Below are 21902 nucleotides of genomic sequence, written 5' to 3' on the forward strand. Positions count from 1 at the left end.
GCCTCCCGGCACCACGAAGGGAAACCCGTGCCACCGACCCCCATCGAGCTGACCTCGTTCGGCTACCTCCACCAACCGACCGGCACCGACGGACAGCCCGTGCCGCCCACCGCCGACCGCACCGAGGACGTCCGCGAGCGCCTACGCGACCCCGCCGCCGCCCGCCACATCCTGGACCTGGACGGCCGCCACCCCGACGTCCAGGCCGTCGTCCTCGCCACCCCCGGCGCCCCCGAACTGCTCGACAACCTCACCGCCTACGCCCTGCTCCCCGCCGGACCCCGCCGCATCGCGATCGGATGCGCCGGCGGCAAGCACCGCGCATGCGCACTGGTCGAACTGCTCGCCCCGCGAATCCTGGAGCACGGCGTCCCGGTCACCATCCGGCACCTTCACGCCCACCTGCCGCGCGTGCTGGAAACCGCCACCCATCCCAAGCAGGAGCCCACACGATGAAGCGTCTCTTCCGCCGCTGCGGCCACGCGCCCGGCACCCTCACCCCCGAGGACCAGGCCGCCATCGACCAGTTCCGCGCGCTGCTCGCCGCACTGCGCACCCCGCAGCCCTGGACGCCCGGCGGCGCCCAGGACATCGCCGTGCGCGTCGGCCCGTTCATCGAGCGGGCGCACACCCGGCCCGGCGACGACCATGGACCCGACATGGTCGCCGTCGCCCTGGTCCACCCCGACACCCCGCACGCCGGCGCCTACCTCCACGGCCGCCAGCTCGGCTACACCGAACGCGGCTGGCTGCGCTGCAACACGACCGCGATTCTCGGCTTCTGGCAGCCCGGCTACGCGATGCTCACACACGCCGCCGCCGACCTGCCCCTGCCCGACGACGTCGGCATGGACCCCGCGCACTACGCCCTCTACATCGAGGCCCGCAAGCGCGACGACAGCCTCGACGGCTTCACCCTGTTGTGCCTCGGCCCGTACACCCAGACCCGGCACGCCCAGCAGGACTACGACCGGCTCACCGCCGCGCTGGACGGACAGGAGACCACCCTCGTGCCCGGTCACCGCGTCTCCGCGAGGTTCGGGCCGCTCGACGTGAGTGACCACCAGCTGTTCGCCGATCCGTACGAGGCCGACGTCACCGCGCTCCTGGACGCCGCCGTCGCGGGGGTGAGCGCGTGACCTCGGCTCTGTACGAGATCACGACCAGCAAAGCTGACGACTGGCTCATGATCTGGGCACCGCCCACCGAGCCTGGCGCGGTCCCGATCACCGTCATGCGGCACCCCGCCACCCCGGCAACCGCCACGGGCCTCCCCGACCCCGCCCAAGGAGCGCCCGCCGCCTGGGCGCCCTGACGCACACGGCTGAGCATGAAGAAGGCCCGTACTCCCCGCGCCAAGCGCTGCGGGGGGTACGGGCCTTCTTGCGTTTCGGAGCCCTGGTAACTCAGGCAGGCTGCTGCTCTTGCTGGTTCAGTTCCTGGAGCAGCGCGCCGTACGCGTCCGGGTGCTGCTCGCGCAGGATCCTCAGCCACACGCGAGCACCGTCAGCGAAGACTTCCGGCTCCATCTTCAGGTGCAGCTGGGTGACCACCGAGAGAGCATCGCCGTACGGCAGTTGACCCGGCTTTTCGGTCTCGGATTGTGCCGAGCTCTCAGGGGCCTGAGGCTCCTGGGTATTAACGGCGTTAACGGTTGGCGGTGCGGGAGAGCCTGTCGGCGTCCCGCCCTCGGGGGTATTAACGGCGTTAACGGTTGAGGGCTCGCTCGTCTGTTCCACCGTAGGCTTGCGCCGCTGGCGAGGGGCCTTCGCGGCCTCGATGGCCTTCTTCGCCTCGCCCGCCTGCTGAGCCTTGGGAAGTCGGCCGATTCGGCGAGCAGGTTCTACCTTCAGCTCGCCCGTCTCCACCTGCTCCTGGAGATCGGGTGTGAGCTCCAGGAGCGCCAAGCGCTGCGACACCCACGGGGGCGTCTTCCCCAGCCGCCTGGCCACCTCGCCCTGCGACCCGTGCACCTTCACGAGATCCTGGATCGCCTTCGCCTGGTCCATGGGAGCCACATCCTCGCGGTGGATGTTGGCGATCAGAGCGGACTCCAGAAGGTCCGCCGCACTTGCCGCGAGGTCATCGTTGACGTCGATCCGCAGCTCTTCGAGGCCGGCTAGATGAGCGGCAGCCAGACGCCGATTGCCGTCAATGACGACGTACTCGGCTTCAGCGAGCGCGTCTTCCTGCCCGGGGTGCGCCGTCAGGAAGGCAGCTCGCCGAGCCACGGTGACCGGTTGGATCTGTCCCTTGGCCCGCAATGAATCCGCGGTCTCTTCAAGGTTGGTGAGCTCTTCGCGCGGGTTGAACGGATTGTGCGCCAGCAGCTTCAGCGCCACCGAGGCCGGGGGCCTCTTGCCTTCCCCGTTCATGATCTGCGAGCGGGTCCGGATGCGACGGGGAGCTTCTTTCTCTCCGCCTTCCCCGTTCTCGTCAATGCTGAAGCCGCGGGTAACACGCGGCTGGCCGTCCTTCTTGCTGGTGTTCCTCATACCGCCAGTTCCTTCGCCAGCTCGCGCATCGCCTGCGCATGTTCACTGTCCGGTGCGTACTCAAGCAGCGGGATCTCGCCGTCCGCGGCTTCGCGGCCTTCCTTCAGGTCGCCGATCACGGCCAGAACGGGCGGGGAACTGCTCTTCTCCCACTCATCCTTGTTCTCCTTGACGAGCTTGCCGCGGCGACTGTCGTACGCGTTGATGATCAGCCCCAGGTAGTCGACCTGGATCCGGCCCTTCTTGCACAGGTCGTCCTTCTGAGACTTCAGCAGGCGGAAGGCACGGTGAGACGCCTTGTTGGCCCAGACCGGGGTGATGAGGCCTGATCGGTCCGCGAGCTCACCTTCGCGGCGGCGCACGTAGTACAGGGCGGTGTCCATGTTCAGACCGAGGCTGGGCGGGCCGTCGATGATGATGACGTCGTAGTCCTCTTCCAGCGGCTCCAGGGCGCGTTCCAGGGCGGCCTCGCTGAAGCTCACCTTGGACAGGGCGACGTCCCGGAGGAACGCGTCGTCGGACGCGGGAAGCAGGTGCAGCCGCTCACCGAAGCGCTTCTGGTCCAAGGCGACCAGCAGGTCGTGGATGTCACCCTTCGCGGTGCCGTCCATGTGCATCATCAGCGTCTCAACGTCGTCCTCGTACATGAGGTCTTCGAAGCCGAGCTCGGCAGTGAGGTGTCCCTGCGGGTCGTAGTCGATGATCAGGACGCGATGGCCGGCCTCCGCGAGAGCCTGGGCCATGCCGGAGGAGATGAACGTCTTGCCGACGCCGCCCTTCTGGTTGGCCACTATGACCCGCAGGACCGGCTGTGACACCAACGGGGTCGTGGGGGAGGGGTGGTTGCCGAGCCACAGGGTCAGTGCCTGTGCGAGCCCCTGTACGTAGGTGATGCCGCGCTGCGAGCAGATGGTCTTGAATTCGTCAGGGCCGCCGACTGGAAGGAACGTCCCCCAGGTCTTGGCTCCGTCGGTGTCGACTTCGGGGACGTCGTCGGCTTCGTACCAGGCCTTGATGGCGTGCTCGGTCGCGTCCTGGATGTCCATTCCGTGCTCAAAGGCGCGGATCTTCAGGTGCCTGCGTAGCTTCGGAGTGAGAGCAGTAACTAGCTTCTCTCGCTCTCCTCTGGGGCTCGGGATGCTCATGCGGCCGAACTTTACTAGGTCCGCTGCGAGCTGAGAGAGATGCCGGCTGACGCCTCACCCGTTGAGGCTTGCGCAGCGGGCGCACTGCCGGGGAAGCGAGGAACCGCCAACGACGGGTAGACACCCGAAATGACGTTGCCGCAGCGCGTGTTGACACAGCCCTCTCAACTCCGGCCGCAGGGGTGCGCTGGGTGGCAGTGGAGTCGACTTCTGGGGGTCGGCACAGCAGGTGTGGCGTGGGTGGCTGATTGCTCCGCAGTATTCGCACGATGCCGTCGACTGTCGCCGCAGAGCGTTCAGGAGCAGAGACGCGATCACCGTCTGGGGGCGGATCATCTGTCTGGATTCTGGCGGCTGGCTGACGAAGATGGCCGTCACCTCCCTCGTGGCTGCTGATGAGGCGCGTCATCCTGTCTCGGATACCGGATCGGTTTCGGCGGGGGAGGGGAGTCTCTGGTGCTGTGGTGGGTGGCGGCCCTGTGGGGATTGTCCGGCGCGGCCTCGGTGGAGAGCCTGGCGCTGTACCGCGCGATCCACCGGGTCAAAGACTTCCCCTGGCGAAAGAAGGGCGAAGTCGCCTTCACCGCCTACCTCGCCTCCGTGGTCATCCGGGTCGCACTGGGCGGGGGCCTGGCGGCCGCGTTCGGCGCGTCGGCACAAGTCGCCGGTCCGCTGGGCGCCCTCGCAGTCGGGATTGCCGCCCCGAAGATCGTTGAGCAGTTCCTCCGGCAAGGCCTCGCCCACCAGGCCGTGGAACCACTTCCGCAAGCAGCCTCCGGCACACCCGCTCAGACAGCCAACGCTTCCGCGCAAGGAGGACCCGGTGCGGCCTGACTCCTTCGGTTCCCAGCTCTGCGTCGCCCTTGCGCGCACCACCCTGGCCTTTCGGCCGGCACCGCGCCCTGCCCGCCAGGGCTTCCTCCGCCAACTGGTCGACGGGCTGGCGCGAGTAACCCCAGCGTTTCAGGACGGACCAGCCACCACACAGCCGCGCACGGACGGATCCCCCGCGTCGCAGCCCGGTGCGGAGCAGCCTGTACCGGCTGCCCGGCAAAGGCCCGCGGAGCCAGAGCCGCCCCAGCCGCGATATGGAGGACGGCTCCTCACCGTCGCCGAAGTCGCCGCCATCATGAGGTCCTCGAAACTTGCCGTGTACCGGCTGGTTCACAGCGGAGAGCTCCCGGCCATCCGTGTGGGGCGAGCCTTCAGGGTGCCGGAGGAAGCCGTGCATGACTACCTGCGTGACAGCCTGCGCAGCGTGAGCTGATCAAGCGGCGCCTCTAGCCTCGGTGCCAGGCAGGGTCTCCCGTCCTCGGCTGCTGTGACAGCCCGCCTGGCGGGCGCGGCGGCAAAATTCTGGTGATGGCCTCCCGCCCGGCGGGAAGGACCCGGGATCGCGCTTTTTTGCAGGTCAGCGCCGGAGTTCCATGGGCCGGTGATCAGCAAAGCGGATGTTCGCCCGGGGAACGGGTGGCGCTATCTCTTTCGTGGCGTGATGGTCGGCGACGGCCGCCGTGCCGCAGGGACGCCGCTGCGCGCCGCGCAGGACGAAGCCGGTGTCCCGCCCGGTGTCTGGAAGGGCCGGGGCTTGGCGGCGGTCGGCCTCACGGCCGGGGACGTGGTGACCGAGCGGCAGGCCGAACTGCTCCTGGGGGAAGGCCGGCACCCGGATGCCGACCGGATCGAGCGCGAGCGCCTGGAGGCGGGCGACGATCCGGCGACGGCGAGGCGGGCGACCGTGCTGGGCAGGCCCATTGAGCACAACCGCTCACCGAAGACCGAGAAGGCCAAGGAGCGCACCCCCTGGCTGGCCATGGACCTGGTGTTCCGGCCTCCGTCGACGGCACACATCGCGTGGGCGCTCGGGGATGACGAGACCCGGCTGGTGCTGGAGCTGTGCCAGGACATCGCCAGGGACAAGACGCTGGCGTGGTTTGAGGATTCGGTCGCGGAGATCCGCTGGAAGAGCGGCGGCAAGATCCGCAAGCCGGTTCGGGACGGGCTGATTGTCGCGGTGTTCCGGCACTACGAGTCGAGAGCTACCGAATCGAAGCCACTTCTTCACGATCATGCGGTGGTGTCGATCCGCGCCCGGCGGCCGGATGACAAGGGAACATGGGGCAACCTGTCGGCGGACTCGCTGATGACCCACATAGTCGCCGCCGACACCCTCTACCTCCTGCATTTCATGGAGGAGGTGTCGGCGCGGCTCGGGTGGGCGTGGGAGCCGCGCGAGGTGACGCCCGGCCGCCGGCCTGTCATGGAGATCGCGGGCATCGACCAGCGGCTCATCGGCTGGCAGTCCACCCGCCGCCAGCAGATCGAGGACGCGCTGCCCGTCCTCACGGCCAAGTACGAAGAGAAGCACGGGCACACGCCGGGGGAGCGGGCCGCCTACGAGCTGGCCTGCCAGGCCGCCGACCAGACGCGCCCGCCCAAGCGCACGGAGCTGCGCTCGCTGACCGAGCTGCGCAAGCGATGGCGGGCCTCGGGGATCCGGGCCTACGGTGCTGACGTCGTCGACCGGCTGGCGGAGCGGGCGCGGGCGGCGGCCGCGGTCGTGTGGGCGCGGGTGCGGCCGGTGGTCGACATAGCTCTGGCGGCCGTCGACGTCGTCGCCGTGGTGTACGTGATGCGCGGCGCGTTCAAGCGCCACCATCTGCTCGCCGAAGCCCGTCGCCACCTCGCCTACGTCCTCCGCGGTCGGCCTCACCAGCCCGGCCTGGACGAACAGATCGTGCAGACGGTCGTCGACGACTACACCCGCCCCGTCGGGCGCGGCCTGAAGATGACCGCCGACCTACGCGCCCTCTACCCGCGCGACACTGAGGACCAGGCCGTGCTGCGCCCGCTGACCCGCAGGCGCACCGCGGCCCCGTACGAGCGGGCCCGCCTCGCTGCCGGCGCCCTGGCCGCCCGGGTCCGCGCCGCGCGTCGTGCGGAGCGCCTGGGTTCCCGCTCTCGGCCGTACGCCGTCGACGTGCCCGCCGCCTCGAGGTCGCAGCCGCGGCCGCGGCCGTTCCGGACCGGCGAGAAGGACGGCGGTCTCCTGGAGCCGGAGACCGGTGTGGTCACGGTGGAGCAGACGCGCCAGACCTTGGAGGCCGCCGCCGCGCAGGTGGCCGCCACGATCCAGGACAGCCGACGGGCGCGCGAAGCCGCCCACGGCCTGCGTCCGCAGCCCGCCCCGGTGGCGGTCCCGTCGCCGCATGCCCAGCAGCCCGGCACCCAGCACACGCCAGGCCGGAGTTCAGGAGGAGTCGCGTGAGCACCCCGGAAGAACAGCCCAATGCCGAAGAGGCCCTCGCCCGCGCCCGCGCCGCCCGCGCGGAGATGGCCGCCGCGCTCGATGAGGACCAGGAGCCCGAGGCCGATGAGCCCGCGGGGTGGCAGCCGATCTGGAAGCGGCCCCGGACACCGAAGTCGAAGGCGGCCAAGAAGAAGGAGTTGCACAAGCAGCGCCGGCGGCTCCAGGTCGCCGCCAAGCGCCGCCTCGCCGCGGGGAACTCGCGTCGGCCCCGCTCCCGGCAGAGCCGCATCGGCAACGCGGCCGCGCGCCGCGATGCCCGCGCCCTGTCCCGGGTGCGGCACTCCAGTGCATGGCTGTGGTGACGATGCCGGGCATCGTCCACCGAGTGGGGGTCCACCCGATGTCGCGCATCGCCACCGGATGCAGAACACCCGGTGGGCTCCACTCAGTGGGCTCCACCGAGTGGACTCCGCTCCGGTGCGCCGGACGACGATGGACTCCACCGTGATGCGCGCCGTGATGGTGCGCCACCGCGCCTGGCACCGCACCACCCGACGATGCCCGGCACTCTCGCGCGCGCCGGTGCGGCGCACCCGATGCTCCGCACCGCACCAGTTCGCGCGCGGCTGGCGACCCGTGGTCCGGGTGCGGTCGGGCGCGCGCGTCCCCCTTGTCGGGCTCCGCTACACCCCCTTGTCGGGCTCTGATACCGCGACGTTTCCCCTGGACAGCGCAGGTTTCGGCTTGCGATCAGGTCGCGGCCAAGGGGGTCTGTGATATAGGAGCCCGCCCGGTCGTGGCGCGAGCCCAGTGCGGTGCGGCGACGCGGGCGCACCGCACCGCCGGGCGCCGGTGCGGTGCGGTGAAGCGCACCACGGTGGCGCGGTGGTGCGCCGGGGACGCGCGCCGGACCGCACCACCGCCGTCCCGGAGGTGCGGCTACGCGGTGGTGCGGTGCGCCGGGTGCGCCTCCATCGCCTGCTTCACCCCCGCGGCCTCCAGCTGGCGCAGGACGTCGGCGACGTCGCCGTTGTCCTCGGTGAGGATGTTCTCGGTGAAGCGGCTGATGGCGTCGGCCACGCCCGGCAGACCGCCCAGGCACACGCCGTGGCACAGGAGCTCCAGCAGCAGCCGTCCGAGCGCGGCGGCCAGGAAGGAATGCGCACACGGCTCCTCGTCGTGGTCGTCCACGGCGGTGATGGGGATGAAGACGCGCGCGGCGACGTCCAGGAGCAGCCGGTGCAGCTCCGGGCCCGTGTCGTCGGCGACCACGCAGGCGGTGTCGATGTCGCTGGCCTGCATCGCCCGGATGTAGGCGAAGGCGGCGAGGACGTCCTCCGGCTCCATCGGGGCGAGCGTCGTGGTGACGGTGTTCTCGGGCATGACAGCTCCTCATCTGCGGGCCGCCCCGCTGATCGCGGCGGCCTCAACAGGAGCCTCGGGCCGCGACCCTGTGGACAGAGTCCGGCCGCTGACGGGGGAGATCTCTCCCCCCTCCGGGTTGATCACGATGCGGTCACAACGCGAGGTTTTCCGAGGTCGGCGTCACACGAAGCCCGAATTTCCAACCTGTACACGGTGAATGGCGGGATAGGCCCGCCCCACCTTGCAGGAGCACCCTGTGGCGAGCACCGCAGACGACCCCGAGCAGCCCCTTGACCGGACCGGAGAGACCCCCTCCGTGGACCCCTCCATCACCCCCTCCGCGCCCCGTCGCCAACATTCGGGAGTTTCCGCAGGTCAGCCCCGGCGAACAGGGGGCCGCCGCAGGTCCGACAACCCTCGTGTACCGAGGAAGCCACAGCACAGGAGGACTTCGACCGAGCCTCGACGCCGGGAGCTCCTGCAAGCGCTCGGGATCTTCCAGCGGGCTACGCCCGACCAGCTCTGGAAGCTGACCCGCCCCGGCAACAAGCACGACAAGCTCGTACGGGACAACCTCCTGGATCTGGAGGACCACCACCTGGTGAGGCCCGAACTGGTCCGGGACGACCAGCGGCAGGTGTGGGTGCTGACCAAGCGCGGACACGGCGAGGCGAAGCAGCTGCTGGAGCCGAAGGGCATACGGGTCTCGGCGCTGCGCGAGAAGAAGTACGACCCGGTGACCGGGAAGCTGCTCGGTGCCAGCTACGACGACCACGCCGCCGCGGTCACCTCGACGGCCGCCGAACTGCACGTCGCAGGCATCGGGCACCGGCTCGGCTTCCAGACGGAGATCGGTCACCGGCTCGGCAACGGCTACGTGCAGCGGGCGGACCTGGTGGTGCGGGCGCCGGAGGCCGGGGTGCCGGTGCTGCTGCTGGAGATCGACCGCCGTAGTGAGGACGCGCACGATCTGGTCGTCAAGCTGCACCGGTACTGGGAGTGGGGTCGGCTGCTGCCGAAGGACGCGGACAAGCGCACCGTGGACCTGGTCCGCTCGCGGCCGGACGCGATCGAGCACGTCGACCACGAAAAGCGGCTGTGGCGCCGGGTCTACCCGCCGACCGGCAGGGAGGGCCTGGTGCCGGTGGCGTTCGTGTTCGCGGACACCACCGAGGCGAAGGTCGACAACGCGGTCGCCGCGCTGGAGGAGGCCGGCCGCCGCTACTGGGCGCCGCGCCGGTACGACTCCTTCTATGAGAAGGCGGTCACCGCGCGGGACTACCGCCAGGCGGTGCCCGTCGTCGTCACCACCCTGGAGCGGCTCCAGGAGCGCGGCGCCGGTGCGGCGGTGTGGCGGCGGCTGGGACGTGAGGGTGAGCAGACGCTGACGGCCGCGCTCGACAACCCCGACGGCGACGCCCTCTACCGCCGCCAAGCCGCCCGCGCCGAAGCGGAGGAGAAGCAGCTCCGGGCTGCTGAGCGGGAGGCGCGGCGGCCGGTGTGCACGCGGTGCGGGGCGAAGTTCACCGACGAACGCTGGGAGGAGACCAGCATGCGCAGCCGTCAGTGGGAAGCGGGGGACCTGAGCGTGTGTGCGACCTGCCACGCCGACGACGTCGCCCGCGAGAAGGCCGCCGCTGAAGCAGCCGAAGCCGCCCGAGCGGCTGCGGCCGCACAGCCGGAGGCGGAGGCGGACGACGGCCAGGAACCCGGCGGGCTCCGCAGCCTGTTCCGCCGGCGGGCCTGATACCGGCGGGCCCGGCCGGGCTGGATCCACCACCACGGCCGGCGCGGGCCGATAGGGTTCCCGGAGCCGCAGACACCGTGGACGCCTCGCGCGAGGACGCGCAGCTGCACCACCAGGCGGTGCCAGAACCCGTGACGCGTAGCTGCCTTGGAGGAGATCCCCGGTGACCGACGTGCCCCGAGAGGAACGCGCGCCGTACTTCGCGTGCAAGGCGTGCGGGTTGATCGGGGAGCCGGATTCCGCGGACTACACCCTCACCGCCGACCGGGAACACGTCGACCGGAGTCGGCCGATGACCGTGGGCTGCGGCTTCTGCCGCACACACACCCAGATCACCAGCACCGACGTCCTGGACCGCGACACCGAACACGCCTGCTCCCGCTGCGAAACCCGCACCGCCTGCCCGGCCGCCGCCGACCGGGTCGTCTGCTGGGGCTGCGGCCTCAACGAGCCCGGTCCCGGTTCGGTCGGGGACCGTGCCGTCTACCGGCAGGACGTTGAGCGCGGTGCCGATCAGTGGGCCGCGGCCCGTGTCCGCGTCGCCAAGCAGGACGCACGCGCCCGTGGGGCACTGCCCGGCTGGGCTTCGTAGCCACCGGCAGCCGACGGACCCGACGGCAACGGTCAAGTGCCCGCACCGGCGGCCGGGTTGCCGTGCACGGCGCACGGACACGGGAGACAGTGCAGTGCCGCGGGCCATAGGTTGGGCGGCATGACGGACGTGCGGGATCTGTGGTGGCGGGCCGGGAAGACGGTGTTCCCGGTGTCGACGGAGTCGTGGGAGCAGGCGGTGCATCGGTCGGCCACCCTGCTCGAACCGGCCTGGCCCAAGGACTACAGCGGCGGCCCCTTCGTGCACGCCCTGCCCACCGTCGCGCTCGTGCTCTACGCCGGTGTGGGCGAGATCGGCAGGCCCGAGTACGCCCCGGTGGACAAGCTCGTGCAAGCGCTCACGCCCCCGCAGCCCGGCTCGGGGGAGACCGTCTCCCTCGAGGACGCCGTCCGCGCCGGGCTGACGGAGCGCGGACACGACCCGGACGACGACTCGCAGCTGTCCGTCCTGTTCCGCTACCTCACGGAGTACCGGGAGCCGATCACCCACGGCTTCGGCGGGATGGAGCTCCCGTCCCTGGACCAGTGGCCGGGCGGGACGCTGATGGCCGACGCGGCACGGTGGGCGCAGCACAAGCTCACCTGCCATCACCTCCGCGCCGACCACACGGCCTGAGGGCTGCGGGGCGTCACCCGGCCAGGTCGAAGTCGGCGACGACGGCGGCGTGATCCGACAGCCCGTCGTCCACCGGCTCCATGAACACCCGGTAGCTGACCAGAGCGGGAGCCAGGGCCGGGCTCGCCAGGATGAGGTCCTGGCGGCGCGGCACGTCGTCCACGCCGAACGCGGCCGTGGGAACCGTCTCCTGCCCGAAGCGGGCGGCGGCGTCGACGAACCCGGCGCGGGCGAGCAGTTCCACCGTCTCGCGGTCGGCGATCTGCTCGGGGCCGTGGCTGGGGGGCCGCAGATGGCAGTCGAGCAGGTGCGGCGGCAGCCGTGTCCAGTCCGGTTCGGGGAAGCCGAGCCCGATGGAGTTCAGGTCCCCGACGATCAGAGACTTCCGCCCGGGGCCGGCGAGGAACTTCAGCGGGCTGACCTCCCGTGTCCGGTTGCGCGGGTCGGACGGGTCCAGATGCAGGTTGCGCAGCTCCACCAGCCCGTCCACGCCCGCCAGTCGCAGGTTCGCCCAGCCCATGACGTGGTGGTAGCGGGTACGGTCCGCGTCCTCAGCATCGGCGGCCACCCGGCTGCTGAGCAGGATCGCGGAGTGGAAGCGGTGGCCGGCCGTCGTGACGTTGGCCTCCGCGAGGAATCCCCGGGCCATGCCCAGCTGGCGGACCGCACGGTGCAGGCGCTGCCTGCCCAGCACCTCCCAGAAGTTGCACTCCTGGAGGGCGAGGATGTCCGGCTTCAAGGAGCGCAGGAACGCCATCTGCCCGTCCCAGCGGTCGGCGGGCCCGAACCCGGAATTCGTGTGCCCGCCGAAGAGCGTGTTGAAGGTGACAACCCGCAGGACGGGCATGGAGATCTCCTCTGCGTAGTCGGCCAGCAGGCAGCAGGCCGGGCTGGCCGTGCGACATAAGCGCTACACGGCCACGCGATCCTGCGGGACATGAGCATCCTCTCCCAGGAACTGGCCTCCGTAATCGGCGAGATGAGGCCGGGCCGGTGCGTGCTGCTGATGGGCGCCAGCGGGTCGGGCAAGTCCACCCTCGCTGCCCGGCTCGCCGCGGCGACGGGCGCCGTGGTCATCTCCTACGACAGCCACCAGCGCCTCACCGAGGGCGACACCGGCACCGAACCGGTCGGCGAGCGGGCGCTGGCCGCGGCGTGGGCGGAACTGGAAGACCCCTGCGCCGCCGGGAGACTGACGATCGTGGACGGCACCCACTGCCAGCCCGAACGCCGCGCGGCCGTACGCGCCATCACGGCCGCGCACGGCATGGACACCGTCGTCCTCGTACTGAGGGCATCCCTTCCGACGTGCCGGGCCCGCCAGGGGCTGCGGCAGCGACAGGTTCCCGACGCGGATGTGGCGCATCAGCACGCGGCCATCACCGCGGCGTTGCCCGCCCTGGTCGGCGAGGGCCATACGGTCGTGCTCCAGCTGACGGCCGACGGGCTCTGACGATTCGCCGCCCAGGCCGGTCCGGGCCCGAAAATCCCGCACGGATGTCAGTGGCGACGATCACACTTGATCCATGACGCTCGACCGTGCCGACGCGGCACCGCTCCTGCTGATCCCCTCCGGGTCGGCGTTCAACCCGATGGTGCTGGACCGGCGGATGCTGCTGCCCGTCCTCGACACCAACGCGCTGCTGGTCGAAGCCTGCGCCCTGTCCAAGCACGGCGGTCGGCAGGACCGGGTCACCGCGCTGGCCGTCACCGGCCGCGCCACCCCGTACATCGCCGCGCACGTCCCCGGCGAAGCCGACGAACACCTCGCCAAGGTTGCCGCCGACCTCGAGGCGCCGGAACGGCAGGCGCGTCGCGTACTCAATGAGCAGATCCTGCCTGCCCTTCGAGTGGTCGACCTGGAGATCCGCGACCACCTGGCCCCGCAGACCCGCCACATCCTGCGGGTCGACCGGGAGGTGCCGAAGCGGCACCGGGGCGACCCGGACGACGCGCCCACGATGGCGCTCGCGGAGTTTCTGGGGCCGTGCGTCATCGTCTCCAAGGACAGCGTCTTCTCCCGCTTCGGGTTCGCCGTCATCGACTGGATCCCCGTCGCGGAGTGCATGCTGCGCCTGGCCGGCCTGGAGGCCACCGCCGCGGACGCGCTGGTTCTCATCGACATCGCGTTCCAGCTGTTCGGTGCCGGCGTTCACCGCCTGGTGGTCCTCGCTGCGAACAACCCGCTGGCCGCGACGGCCGCCGTGGGCGGGCTGCTGTGGTGGTGCCACCGCCAGGGCTACCTGACCCGCGACAACTGGAGACGTCGCCTGTCGCAGGCAGGGGGTGTGGCGAAGCCGCTGCTGGAGCTGGCGGAAGCCGGGATGAGCGAGCACCGGGCGCTCAGCGACTCGCTCCTGGTGGTGGAGCCGCCGGTCTATCCCACCCGCGAGCAGCTCGCGGCCCGGTACCTCGCGCGCTGCGGCCGGCCCCTGACGCCCGGCGAGCTGCGTGACGCGCTCGCCCGGCGCGGCCACATCATCTCCGCCGCGCAGCTGAAGCGAGACATGCAGGCCCACGGCGCGTTCGTCCGAGCTCGCGGCGACCTGTGGACCGTCGGCCGTCCGGTGTTGCGCCGACAGGCCTGACCCGGGCACGCCCGAGACACCACACCGCCGCAGGGCCGCCCGCCGGGACAGCTCCCCAAGTCGCCGCGCCGCCCGGCGGGATGACGAGGGCCAGGGCGCGCACTGCGCCCTGGCCACGGCGTACTCAGGTAGTCCGACGTCATCAACCGGAAGGCAGCCATGGAGCCCAGCAAGCAGCAGAACAAGGAAGCGCCGGCCAGGAACGGCGACCCGGAAGACCTGTGGCACGCGATGGCCCGTCTGCACGCCGCCCATCCCGATCTGGTCGGCCTCGGCTGGCGGTTCGAGCGGCCAGTGGCACGGCTGTCGATCGTGAAGCCGGAGGACATCGTCCTCTCGGCGCGGGTGGAACTGTTCGAGGGCGAGCCGGTGCACAGCCTTCACGACGTGCTCGATACGGTGACGCGCGACCTCGACAGGGGCAGTGGGTTCGGCGAGTACGCTCTCGTGCCCGAAGTCGCGCTGGAGCTCATGATCGGTGTGCGGGAGGAACTGCCGCTGCACACCGGCCACGTCGCAGGCATCACCCAGCTCCTGCGGGACGCCAACGGCACCCTCGGCGCCCGCAGCACACCAGGGGGCGGCCTGTGCTTCCACTGCCAGGGGACCGGGCGTGCCCGCCCCCTGTGGGAGCGGTCGCTGTCAGCTGGCCACGACGTCGCGTAGTTCCCTTACGGCGCGTTCGCGGTGGTGCTGTGCGGGGATCGCCTCGTACAGGTCCAGTGCGCGGTGGCGGACCAGGCCGGTGCGGTAGCCGTCCGGCAGCCCGGTGAGCGCGGCGACCGCACGACGGCACGCCTGCTCGGTGTCGCCGTCGTGATGGGAACACGCCGCCGCGTCGATGTTCAGCAGGGTGCGCGTCATTGTGCTGGTCGGCGCGGACAGTTCCAGCGCCCGCTGCTGGCTCTCCCTGGCACGGCGGGTGTCCCCGAGCGTGGTCAGCGCGTGGCTCAAGTGCACGTGGTGTTTCTGCTCGGAGTACGTCAGCCAGGTGTCCGACCGCTCGGACTCCGGGAGCCGGCCCATGAGGGCGTCGGCGGCATCGAGCGCGGCGCGGGTCTGCTCGGCCTGGTGGTTGAGGGCGTAGGCGCGGGCGGCGACGGCGGCCGCGAGCACCGCGGCGGCGGTCGGCCGGGTACCGGCGGCGTGCCGGGCCTGGTCGGCGAGTTCGGCCGCCGCTTTCGGTGCGCCGTAGTTGAGCGGCACCATCGCCTCCCGGGCCAGCACCCACGCGCGCAGTTGGTCGTCGCCGGATTCGGCGGCGGCCCGGGCGGCGGTGGCGAACCAGGCGCGAGACTCGCGGCGGCTGCCGAGGTCGTGCAGGACGATCGCGGTCATCCCGGCCATCTGCCCGGTTGTCCGGCACAGCCTGGCCCGGACGGGGGCGGGCTGCGGGACGGTGAGCAGTGGGCGCAGGGTCGTGAAGTCGGTGACCAGGTCGGCCAGCACGCGGGTGGGGGCCTGTCCGTGGTAGCCGTATCCGTAGCTCTCGGCTGCGGCCTCGAGGTCGGCCAGGTCCTGGGGAGCGCTGGGGGAGAGGGTCTGGTCGACGTCGGTCCGGGCGGCGGTGAGCGCGGCGATCGCTGGTGCGGTGAGGCCGGCGGCCAGCGCGCCGCGCAGCAGGTTGCGGCGCTTCATCGGATCTTCTCCACGACCGGTGGCGCCAGTCAGGCCGTGTGCGTTCGATCGAGCAGCATCACGGCGTACAGCGGGGAGTCCGGGAACGGCTGGCGCTCGCCGACCTTCCGGTACCCCCAGCCCTCGTACAGCGCCTGGAGCCGTGGCCTCCGGGTGTCCACGGTGAGCACGGCCAGGGCCTCCGCCCGTTCGGCGAGCAGCGCGGTGTGCAGCCGTTGTCCGAGGCCCTGCTTGCGCCATCGAGGCCTGAGCATCAGTTCCGAGACGGAGAACGTCGACGGGTCGGCCGGCTCTTCGGCCAGGTACTCACGCCACCACTCGCGGCCCGGCTCGCCTGGCGCCCCGTAGGTGAACCCGACTGGCTGCCCGCTCTCGTAGGCGACCACGCACGCGAATCCTTCGCGGCCTCCCCAGTGGTCCACGAACCAGGGGAAGCGCTGGACGAACTCTTCGTGCCGCCGATCGTGGTAGGCGTCGGCGTGGACATCGAGCAGGGTCTGCCGGATGCCTGGCAGGTCGTCGTGTCCGTAGCGGCGCAGGTCGATGGCGGGTGCCGTGGTCACGCGGGGCTCCATTCGGATCGGTAACGGTCGGCCCACTCGCGCGCCACGGTGGTGGAGGGCGCGAGCGTGAGGAGATCACGGTAGAAGTCGCCGAGAAGGACGCGCAGGCGGCCGGGCAGCGGGCCCCCGGACATCAGGGTGAAGGCGTCCTCGGTCGTGGCGCAGGCCTGTTCGGCGTCGCCCTGGTGGAGCTGGGCGATGGCGAGGTCCACGGTCGTCATCGACCTGTTGCGCCGGTACGTCGCCGGCAGCGTGGCCAGCGCACGGTGGGAGGCTGCTTCCGCCTCCGCGGGCTGGCCGAGACGGCTGTAGACGATCCCGGTCAGGGCGTGCAGTTCCGCGGGCCCGTAGAAGGCGACCCAGGACGGTCGGGGGCGCATCTCGGCTCGCACCAGGGCCTCTTCGGCGTATCCGATCGAGCGGACGGCGGCCTGGCCGTCGCCCCGGTAGGCGTGCCCCACTGCGGCACGGGCGTGCCCGAGGGATCCGAACAGCGGATCGCGACGCGTGATCGCACAGGACTGAGCCGCCTGCGCGGCCGCCACGCCTTCGGCGTAGTGACCGAGCTGGTGCGCGAGGATCGAGGTGGAGTTCCACACCCGCATCAGTGCCACGGGGTCCTGTGACAGCCCGGCCAGGCGAAGAGCCTCGTTCAGGTGCAGGCGGGCGTTGTCGAGCTGGCGGGCGTCGATGCACGACCAGGCGGCGGCCGTGGTGTAGTCGGCGGCGACGCCGAACAGCCGTTGCCGGATCGTCTGCGAGGCGGAGCGGGTCTGGAGGCCGACCGCCTCGGCTGCGCCGGCAAGTGCGGCGCGTTCGAGGGCGGCGTGCCCGCCGCGTTTCTGATCGAGCAGGGTGAGCCGGTCCAGGCCGTCCCGCAGGCGGATCACGTCGGAGGTGCCCACGGCGGTGGGACGGGCGTCGACGGTCGGCAGGGTGGTGGCGGCGAGCGCGGATGTGGCGGCGGTGCAGAAGCGGCGGCGGAGCATGGCGTCGGGGTCCTCGTAGGGCGGTGCGGGCATGCCCGGGGGATAGAAGCCGAGGCATAGGGGTGTGCATCCGAATACTGCCGTGAGGGCGTCTCGCTGGCGCTGGTGCGGCCAGCGGGATTTTCCGGTGACCCAGTTGCGGACCGTGCGGTCGCCGACGGTGCCCTTGTGGCCGGCCGCCTTCAGCTCATCGTTCACCCGGTCGGCCAACGGCCCCTGTTTGAAGCCGTGTTCGATCATGTGGGCGTGCAACCGGAAATTTCCTTCCACACACTCACCGTAGCCGCGTGATCATGCAGCGTGGAGGGGTTGCGCAGATCCCGACCGCCGAAATTTCCGGTCACCGCGAGTAGCAACCGGCCCACTTTTCCTACCCGTTGACCACGCGCTGGCGTTGGACTGGACACGCGCCCCGGTGAACACCCCGGCGCCGGCGGCCGTCTCTCGTTCCCCCGTGGGAGATGGCCGCCACAAGCTTCCCGACCGCAAGCGCGAGGCACCAACATGACGACGCGCAGCACGCAGCCCATGGCCGGCGCCTACGTGGACGCCCCGGCGATTCACCGCGAGCGGCTGAGCCCGCAGCAGATCGCAGGACTCTCGTGCTGCTGGTGCAGCGGGACTCCGGACCCCAAATTCCCGGTGCCGATACTGCGCGGTGACGCCCTGTTCGCCTGCGACCCGTGCGCGTCCATGTACGGCGTCCCGGCCGTTGAGGCTGACCGATGACCGGCGACGACTTCCCGGCCGCGCTGGACGACTGGACCGCCAGTGACTGGGCGGACTACCGGGCCAGGGTCGAAGACGGCGAGGGCAGCGCGCACGCGATCGACGCTGTCCAGCGGCGCCGCCGTCGCCAGGCGCAGAGCAAGACGCCGCAGGAGAGCACGCCGTGACCAGCACAACGGTGCCCGGCACAGCGGGTGTGGGTGACCTCGTACAGCTGACGGACTTCCAAGACAGCCATCTCCCAACTGCCCGACGAAGGGAATCTTCATGACGTACGGCAGCGACACCTACGGCGAGCGCACCGCCGACGAGTACGACGTGCTGTACGGCGACTTCGTGCCGCCGGCTTCGCAGATCCGATTACTGGCCGAGCTGGCGGGCGCCACGCCCACCGTGGAGATCGGCTCCGGCACCGGGCGGATCACCCTGCTGCTGGCCGAGCATGTTCCGGTCCTCGCGGTCGACGCCTCTGAGGAGATGACCCGCCAGCTGACGAAGAAGACGGGCACCCTGCCCATCACCCCGATCACCGCGGACGCCGCCCACTACCTGTCCGGCAGGCGCGTGGATCTCGTGTTCGCCTGCTTCAACACGTTCTTCCTGCTGGCCTCCGAGGCAACGCAGCGGGCGTTCCTGCGCAACGCGGCGCGCATGCTCACCGACACCGGCACGCTCCTGATCGAGACGTTCGTACCGCGGCCCGGCCAGCGTCTGCCCGACGGGCCGCATCCGGGGGTGTTCCCCGAGGGGCGCAGCGTGGTCGCGCTCAAACGGCGTACCACCGACACCGTGGTGGTCTTCGCCGCCGAGAACCACGACGAAGAGCAGGAGTTCCACTACTCCGAGGTCGTCCTGCGGGACGGAGCACCGGTGCGGGTGCTGCCCGGCCAGATGCGCTACTGGCGGCCCGAGCAGATCGACGCGCTCGCCGGCGAGGCGGGGCTGCTGCTGCGGGAGCGGTGGGAGGACTGGGACCGCACTCCGTACGACGCGGACACCAGCGGCCGGCACATCTCGCTGTACCGGCTCGCCGGGCAGGACCAGTAGCACGCACGAAGGCCGCCGCACCCCGCTGCGCCCGGGGTGCGGCGGCCTTCGTGTGCCGTCAGGCAGACGGGTCGTATCGGTGGGCGGCCAGGGCCGCGAGATCGCGGCAGAAGACACCGAAGTCGAGCCCCGCTTCCGCGAGCGCCATGGGGTAGGTGCTGGTCTCGGTCATCCCGGGCGCGACGTTCGTCTCCAGGACGAAGACCTCCCCGGCCTCGGTGACGATCGCGTCCGTGCGCGACAGGTCCAGCAGCCCCAGCGCCTCGTGCGCAGCGACGGCCACCCGGGCGGCCTCCTTGGCCACTTCAGCGGGCAAGCGGGCCGGGCAGTGGAACTCGACAGCGCCGGGGGTGTAGCGGGCGGTGTAGTCGTACAGGCCCGTCCCCGCGTCGATCTCGACTGCAGGCAGCGCGCGCGGCCCGTCGCCCAGATCGGCCACCCCGACGGCGATCTCCGTGCCCATCACGCGCCGCTCGATCAGCGCTTCATCGTGGTACGCGAAGCACGACATCAGGGCCTGCGGGAGGTCCCCCGCGGACTCCACCCGGCTCACGCCGAACGCGCTGCCGCACGCGCGCGGCTTGACGAACAGCTCGGACCCCAGCCGTTCGACGATCCGGGCGGTCAATGCGGCCGCGCCCAGGTCGTGGAAGGCCTGCTTCGGCAGCGTCACCGACTCGGGAGTCTTCAGCCCGGCCTGGTCCAGGATCGCTTTGGCGGTGGTCTTGTCGAATGCGGTACGGCACGCGTGCGGGCGGGCACCGACGTACGGCACCCCGGCCAGCTCCAGGACCTCCTTTATGGTCCCGTCCTCCCCGGCGATGCCGTGCAGCACGGGGAAGACCACACCTGGCGAGTCCTGCGCCAGCGCGGGCAGCAGGTCCTTGCCCACGTCGCGGAGTTCCACCTCGACGCCGGCCCGCCGCAGCGCGTCGGCCACCCTCGACCCGGAGCGCAGTGACACCTCGCGCTCCGGCGACAGGCCCCCGGCGATGACGGTGACGATCAGGTCGCTCATGCTCATCCGTTCCTCTGCGATCAGGGGCGTCAGGAGTGGTCCGGGCCTGGGGTCTGCGGGCCAGGGCTGCGCGGGTGCGCGGTGGTGCCGAAGGTCTCCCACAGCTCCAGCTCGGTGCCGATCACGTCGGCGAGGGTCCGGACACCCTCCCGGATGCGCTCCGGTGGCGGATAGCAGTACGACAGGCGCATGGCCCGGCGGCCGTCGCCGTCGGCGTAGAAGCCGGTGCCGGGCACGTAGGCCACCCGCGCCTGGACCGCCCGGGGCAGCATGGCCTTCGAGTCCAGCCCCTCGGGCAGCGTTACCCATACGAAGAACCCGCCGTCCGGCCGCGTCCACGACACCCCCGCTGGCATGTGCTCCTCCAGGGCCCCGAGCATCGCATCACGGCGCTCCCGGTACATCTCCCGGAAGTTCTTCAGCTGCTCCTGCCACGGCTGGGTGCGCAGGTACCGGTCCACGGCGAGCTGGGCGAAGGCGGAGTGGGACAGCATCGCGCTCTCGGCAGCCAGCACCAACTTGTCCCGCACGGCAGACGGCGCCAGGGCCCAGCCCACCCGCAATCCCGGGGCCAGGGTCTTGGAGAACGACCCCAGATAGACGACGTCCGCGGGGGCGTCGGCGCGCAGGGCCCGCATCGGCTCGCCCTCCAGGTGCAGCAGTCCGTACGGGTTGTCCTCCAGCACCAGCACCCCAGCCCGCCGGCACACCTCCAGAACGCGTAAACGCCGCTCGGCAGCCAGCGTCACCCCAGCCGGGTTCTGGAAGGTAGGCACCGTGTAGAACAACTTCGCCGGCCGCCCGGCGCGCTCCAGCCGCGCGAACGTCTCCGCCAAGGATTCAGGCAGCACGCCCCGTTCATCCATGTCGACGTGGACTGCGCGAGCCTGATACGCGGCGAACGTCCCCAACGCGGTGACATAGGTCGGGCCTTCGGTGACCACCGTGTCGCCCGGATCGAGGAACACCCGCGCCACCAGGTCCAGCGCCTGCTGCGAGCCGACGGTGACCACCACGTCATCCGGGTGAGCGTCGATGCCCTCTTCGGCCATCACCGTGCAGATCGCCTCCCGCAGGCTCGGATCCCCCTGAGCGGATCCGTACTGCAGGGCGACGGGCCCGCGCTCCGTCACCAGGTCGGCCATCAGCCCGGCGACGGCCTCCATGGGCAAGGCACTCACGTTGGGCATCCCGCCGGCCAGCGACACGATCTCCGGGCGCGACGCCACCGCGAAGAGCGCACGCACCTCCGACGCGACCATCCCCGCCGCCCGCTCCGCGTAGTGGCCGAGCCATGGATCGGTGCCCCGCCGGGATGGTTCATCAGGCTGCATTCACGCGCTCCCTGTCCGTCACCACTGGAGGCCACAGACACTACTGGCCTGCGCTCGGCCACCGCGCCCTGTACGTGCCCCCTGCCCGACAGCGTCGGCCAGGAACTCGCCGATCTCATACAGCCGGGGGATGCTGACCGGTGGACAGAACCAAGCCGTCCTGCCGCGACTCGTTCCCGGAGGTGGCGCCCACAGGCCCGACCACGGTCGGCGACGCCCCGACCATGAGCCCAACCACGGCAGGTCAGCGCGCAGGGAATCGGGAAGAGACGCAGCCGCACGCCGGGCTCGCCTGGATGCCGGGTCTTGCGGGACGCTGGCGCGTGCGCACACTGTGCCGCGAGCAGCTCCTGCACCGCGAACGCTGTCCGCACGACCGCCTTCGCTCCGGCGACGTTGTCTTCCAGGGATCAGTCGATGATCTGCAGCTGGGTGTCGGGATGGCAGATCGGGCACGCCGGGACTCCGTGTTCGGTGAGGAGCCGGCGGGCTTCGTCACGGCCGATCGCGCGGTGGCGTCTGCCCGTCATGCCGCACGCGCCGTCGTGGACCTGGAACGGCTCGCCCTTGTCGTTGGTGAGTTCCAGGATCCAGTCCGGGGGCCGGGGCCGGTGGCGCCGTCCGTACTCCTCTTCAGCCTGCCGCTGCCGGAGCTGGGCGATCTTGCGGTCGATCTGTTCGAGGCACCGGGCCGTCCAGATCCGCAAGGTCTGCAGTCGCTCCAGGTCAGGCGGAAGATCATCGAACACATTTGCGATTCTATGCC

Annotated in this window: 25 protein-coding genes and 1 pseudogene; 15 read left to right on the forward strand and 11 right to left on the reverse strand. The window is 71.0% G+C overall.

All coding sequences use genetic code 11. The annotated features are described in order from the left end of the window. The first annotated feature begins 27 nt into the window (after positions 1–27). The 3 genes from ACYQ8Q_RS45195 to ACYQ8Q_RS45205 are packed head-to-tail and all read left to right on the forward strand — an operon-like array spanning position 28 to position 1315. Positions 28–456: a RapZ C-terminal domain-containing protein gene (locus ACYQ8Q_RS45195; RefSeq protein ID WP_460074110.1), complete on the forward strand. Its 429-nt coding sequence runs from the start codon at positions 28–30 to the stop codon at positions 454–456. Next, complete coding sequence (locus ACYQ8Q_RS45200; protein WP_460074112.1) at positions 453–1139, forward strand: hypothetical protein; 687 nt, start codon at positions 453–455, stop codon at positions 1137–1139. Before ACYQ8Q_RS45195 ends, ACYQ8Q_RS45200 begins: the two co-directional genes overlap by 4 nt. Beyond that, positions 1136–1315 carry a hypothetical protein gene (locus ACYQ8Q_RS45205; RefSeq protein ID WP_460074114.1) on the forward strand — a complete coding sequence of 60 codons (180 nt, stop codon included), beginning with the start codon at positions 1136–1138 and terminating at the stop codon, positions 1313–1315. The genes ACYQ8Q_RS45200 and ACYQ8Q_RS45205 overlap by 4 nt, the downstream gene beginning before the upstream one ends. Positions 1316–1406: 91 nt before the next feature. On the opposite strand, the gene ACYQ8Q_RS45210 is transcribed toward ACYQ8Q_RS45205, so the two are convergent. Next, positions 1407–2495 (reverse strand): ParB/RepB/Spo0J family partition protein, encoded by a 1089-nt coding sequence (locus ACYQ8Q_RS45210; RefSeq protein WP_460074115.1) that lies wholly within the window; start codon positions 2493–2495, stop codon positions 1407–1409. Further along, a complete protein-coding gene (locus tag ACYQ8Q_RS45215) occupies positions 2492–3640 on the reverse strand; it encodes a ParA family protein (RefSeq protein WP_460074118.1) in 1149 nt (382 codons plus the stop codon). Before ACYQ8Q_RS45215 ends, ACYQ8Q_RS45210 begins: the two co-directional genes overlap by 4 nt. A gap of 456 nt (positions 3641–4096) precedes the next feature. Between ACYQ8Q_RS45215 and ACYQ8Q_RS45220 the strand changes: the two genes are divergently transcribed. The 4 genes and pseudogenes from ACYQ8Q_RS45220 (at position 4097) to ACYQ8Q_RS45235 (ending at position 7252) form a co-directional block, all read left to right on the forward strand. Then, on the forward strand, positions 4097–4474 hold the full coding sequence (locus tag ACYQ8Q_RS45220) for a hypothetical protein (protein WP_460074120.1): 378 nt from the start codon (positions 4097–4099) through the stop codon (positions 4472–4474). A gap of 262 nt (positions 4475–4736) precedes the next feature. After that, a pseudogene (locus tag ACYQ8Q_RS45225) lies at positions 4737–4907 on the forward strand (excisionase family DNA-binding protein); the annotation flags it as partial. Between the two features lie 228 nt (positions 4908–5135). After that, positions 5136–6908, forward strand: coding sequence for a MobF family relaxase (mobF, locus tag ACYQ8Q_RS45230; protein ID WP_460074122.1), 1773 nt, complete (start codon positions 5136–5138; stop codon positions 6906–6908). Further along, positions 6905–7252 (forward strand): hypothetical protein, encoded by a 348-nt coding sequence (locus ACYQ8Q_RS45235; protein WP_460074124.1) that lies wholly within the window; start codon positions 6905–6907, stop codon positions 7250–7252. Before mobF ends, ACYQ8Q_RS45235 begins: the two co-directional genes overlap by 4 nt. 577 nt (positions 7253–7829) lie before the next feature. On the opposite strand, the gene ACYQ8Q_RS45240 is transcribed toward ACYQ8Q_RS45235, so the two are convergent. Further along, positions 7830–8273: a hypothetical protein gene (locus tag ACYQ8Q_RS45240; protein WP_460074125.1), complete on the reverse strand. Its 444-nt coding sequence runs from the start codon at positions 8271–8273 to the stop codon at positions 7830–7832. Positions 8274–8784: 511 nt separating this feature from the next. On the opposite strand from ACYQ8Q_RS45240, the gene ACYQ8Q_RS45245 reads away from it, so the two are divergent. The 3 genes from ACYQ8Q_RS45245 (at position 8785) to ACYQ8Q_RS45255 (ending at position 11230) form a co-directional block, all read left to right on the forward strand. Further along, positions 8785–10002, forward strand: a complete 1218-nt coding sequence (locus ACYQ8Q_RS45245) for a hypothetical protein (RefSeq protein ID WP_460074180.1) — start codon at positions 8785–8787, stop codon at positions 10000–10002. Positions 10003–10165: 163 nt separating this feature from the next. Beyond that, the gene (locus tag ACYQ8Q_RS45250; protein WP_460074127.1) at positions 10166–10594 is read left to right on the forward strand and encodes a hypothetical protein; all 429 of its coding nucleotides are present in this window, start codon (positions 10166–10168) and stop codon (positions 10592–10594) included. Positions 10595–10714: 120 nt separating this feature from the next. After that, positions 10715–11230 (forward strand): hypothetical protein, encoded by a 516-nt coding sequence (locus ACYQ8Q_RS45255; protein ID WP_460074129.1) that lies wholly within the window; start codon positions 10715–10717, stop codon positions 11228–11230. Between the two features lie 13 nt (positions 11231–11243). Here the strand turns inward: ACYQ8Q_RS45255 and ACYQ8Q_RS45260 are convergent, their stop codons facing one another. After that, positions 11244–12077 carry an endonuclease/exonuclease/phosphatase family protein gene (locus ACYQ8Q_RS45260; RefSeq protein WP_460074131.1) on the reverse strand — a complete coding sequence of 278 codons (834 nt, stop codon included), beginning with the start codon at positions 12075–12077 and terminating at the stop codon, positions 11244–11246. A gap of 90 nt (positions 12078–12167) precedes the next feature. Here ACYQ8Q_RS45260 and ACYQ8Q_RS45265 point away from each other — a divergent pair, with 90 nt between their 5' ends. From ACYQ8Q_RS45265 to ACYQ8Q_RS45275, 3 genes are all read left to right on the forward strand, one after another. After that, a complete protein-coding gene (locus ACYQ8Q_RS45265; protein ID WP_460074133.1) occupies positions 12168–12683 on the forward strand; it encodes an AAA family ATPase in 516 nt (171 codons plus the stop codon). 73 nt (positions 12684–12756) lie between these two features. Beyond that, positions 12757–13818, forward strand: a complete 1062-nt coding sequence (locus ACYQ8Q_RS45270) for a PIN domain-containing protein (RefSeq protein WP_460074135.1) — start codon at positions 12757–12759, stop codon at positions 13816–13818. 159 nt (positions 13819–13977) lie between these two features. After that, positions 13978–14484 (forward strand): hypothetical protein, encoded by a 507-nt coding sequence (locus ACYQ8Q_RS45275; RefSeq protein ID WP_460074137.1) that lies wholly within the window; start codon positions 13978–13980, stop codon positions 14482–14484. On the opposite strand, the gene ACYQ8Q_RS45280 is transcribed toward ACYQ8Q_RS45275, so the two are convergent. The 3 genes from ACYQ8Q_RS45280 to ACYQ8Q_RS45290 are packed head-to-tail and all read right to left on the reverse strand — an operon-like array spanning position 14461 to position 17278. Beyond that, a complete protein-coding gene (locus ACYQ8Q_RS45280; RefSeq protein WP_460074139.1) occupies positions 14461–15456 on the reverse strand; it encodes a hypothetical protein in 996 nt (331 codons plus the stop codon). The genes ACYQ8Q_RS45275 and ACYQ8Q_RS45280 overlap by 24 nt on opposite strands. 29 nt (positions 15457–15485) lie before the next feature. After that, entirely contained in the window at positions 15486–16031 is a 546-nt protein-coding gene (locus ACYQ8Q_RS45285; protein WP_460074141.1) for an N-acetyltransferase family protein, read from the reverse strand. Continuing rightward, the gene (locus tag ACYQ8Q_RS45290) at positions 16016–17278 is read right to left on the reverse strand and encodes a hypothetical protein (RefSeq protein ID WP_460074143.1); all 1263 of its coding nucleotides are present in this window, start codon (positions 17276–17278) and stop codon (positions 16016–16018) included. Before ACYQ8Q_RS45290 ends, ACYQ8Q_RS45285 begins: the two co-directional genes overlap by 16 nt. Before the next feature lie 455 nt (positions 17279–17733). Here ACYQ8Q_RS45290 and ACYQ8Q_RS45295 point away from each other — a divergent pair, with 455 nt between their 5' ends. After that, on the forward strand, positions 17734–17904 hold the full coding sequence (locus tag ACYQ8Q_RS45295; RefSeq protein ID WP_460074145.1) for a hypothetical protein: 171 nt from the start codon (positions 17734–17736) through the stop codon (positions 17902–17904). Between the two features lie 100 nt (positions 17905–18004). Beyond that, the gene (locus tag ACYQ8Q_RS45300; RefSeq protein WP_460074147.1) at positions 18005–18784 is read left to right on the forward strand and encodes a class I SAM-dependent methyltransferase; all 780 of its coding nucleotides are present in this window, start codon (positions 18005–18007) and stop codon (positions 18782–18784) included. Positions 18785–18842: 58 nt separating this feature from the next. Here ACYQ8Q_RS45300 and ACYQ8Q_RS45305 read toward each other — a convergent pair whose 3' ends face one another. From ACYQ8Q_RS45305 to ACYQ8Q_RS45320, 4 genes are read right to left on the reverse strand one after another with little or no spacing between them, the layout of a single operon-like run. Then, positions 18843–19802, reverse strand: coding sequence for a D-alanine--D-alanine ligase family protein (locus ACYQ8Q_RS45305; protein ID WP_460074149.1), 960 nt, complete (start codon positions 19800–19802; stop codon positions 18843–18845). A gap of 29 nt (positions 19803–19831) precedes the next feature. Next, positions 19832–21064 carry an aminotransferase-like domain-containing protein gene (locus tag ACYQ8Q_RS45310; RefSeq protein ID WP_460074151.1) on the reverse strand — a complete coding sequence of 411 codons (1233 nt, stop codon included), beginning with the start codon at positions 21062–21064 and terminating at the stop codon, positions 19832–19834. After that, the gene (locus tag ACYQ8Q_RS45315; RefSeq protein WP_460074153.1) at positions 20980–21510 is read right to left on the reverse strand and encodes a DUF6207 family protein; all 531 of its coding nucleotides are present in this window, start codon (positions 21508–21510) and stop codon (positions 20980–20982) included. Before ACYQ8Q_RS45315 ends, ACYQ8Q_RS45310 begins: the two co-directional genes overlap by 85 nt. A gap of 36 nt (positions 21511–21546) precedes the next feature. Then, on the reverse strand, positions 21547–21885 hold the full coding sequence (locus ACYQ8Q_RS45320) for a DUF6233 domain-containing protein (protein ID WP_460074155.1): 339 nt from the start codon (positions 21883–21885) through the stop codon (positions 21547–21549). Between the last annotated feature and the right edge of the window lie 17 nt (positions 21886–21902).

This window comes from Streptomyces sp. YKOK-I1, from assembly GCF_054660435.1.

Excerpts from the sequence above, each read along its gene's own strand:
- ACYQ8Q_RS45295 (WP_460074145.1), top strand. The coding sequence starts at position 17,734 with ATGACCGGCGACGACTTCCCGGCCGCGCTGGACGACTGGACCGCCAGT.
- ACYQ8Q_RS45275 (WP_460074137.1), top strand. The coding sequence starts at position 13,978 with ATGGAGCCCAGCAAGCAGCAGAACAAGGAAGCGCCGGCCAGGAACGGC.
- ACYQ8Q_RS45265 (WP_460074133.1), top strand. The coding sequence starts at position 12,168 with ATGAGCATCCTCTCCCAGGAACTGGCCTCCGTAATCGGCGAGATGAGG.
- mobF (WP_460074122.1), top strand. The coding sequence starts at position 5,136 with ATGGTCGGCGACGGCCGCCGTGCCGCAGGGACGCCGCTGCGCGCCGCG.
- ACYQ8Q_RS45200 (WP_460074112.1), top strand. The coding sequence starts at position 453 with ATGAAGCGTCTCTTCCGCCGCTGCGGCCACGCGCCCGGCACCCTCACC.
- ACYQ8Q_RS45210 (WP_460074115.1), bottom strand. The coding sequence starts at position 2,495 with ATGAGGAACACCAGCAAGAAGGACGGCCAGCCGCGTGTTACCCGCGGC.
- ACYQ8Q_RS45285 (WP_460074141.1), bottom strand. The coding sequence starts at position 16,031 with ATGGAGCCCCGCGTGACCACGGCACCCGCCATCGACCTGCGCCGCTAC.
- ACYQ8Q_RS45310 (WP_460074151.1), bottom strand. The coding sequence starts at position 21,064 with ATGGTCGCGTCGGAGGTGCGTGCGCTCTTCGCGGTGGCGTCGCGCCCG.
- ACYQ8Q_RS45240 (WP_460074125.1), bottom strand. The coding sequence starts at position 8,273 with ATGCCCGAGAACACCGTCACCACGACGCTCGCCCCGATGGAGCCGGAG.
- ACYQ8Q_RS45215 (WP_460074118.1), bottom strand. The coding sequence starts at position 3,640 with ATGAGCATCCCGAGCCCCAGAGGAGAGCGAGAGAAGCTAGTTACTGCT.
- ACYQ8Q_RS45260 (WP_460074131.1), bottom strand. The coding sequence starts at position 12,077 with ATGCCCGTCCTGCGGGTTGTCACCTTCAACACGCTCTTCGGCGGGCAC.
- ACYQ8Q_RS45280 (WP_460074139.1), bottom strand. The coding sequence starts at position 15,456 with ATGAAGCGCCGCAACCTGCTGCGCGGCGCGCTGGCCGCCGGCCTCACC.
- ACYQ8Q_RS45300 (WP_460074147.1), top strand. The coding sequence starts at position 18,005 with ATGACGTACGGCAGCGACACCTACGGCGAGCGCACCGCCGACGAGTAC.
- ACYQ8Q_RS45305 (WP_460074149.1), bottom strand. The coding sequence starts at position 19,802 with ATGAGCGACCTGATCGTCACCGTCATCGCCGGGGGCCTGTCGCCGGAG.
- ACYQ8Q_RS45255 (WP_460074129.1), top strand. The coding sequence starts at position 10,715 with ATGACGGACGTGCGGGATCTGTGGTGGCGGGCCGGGAAGACGGTGTTC.
- ACYQ8Q_RS45270 (WP_460074135.1), top strand. The coding sequence starts at position 12,757 with ATGACGCTCGACCGTGCCGACGCGGCACCGCTCCTGCTGATCCCCTCC.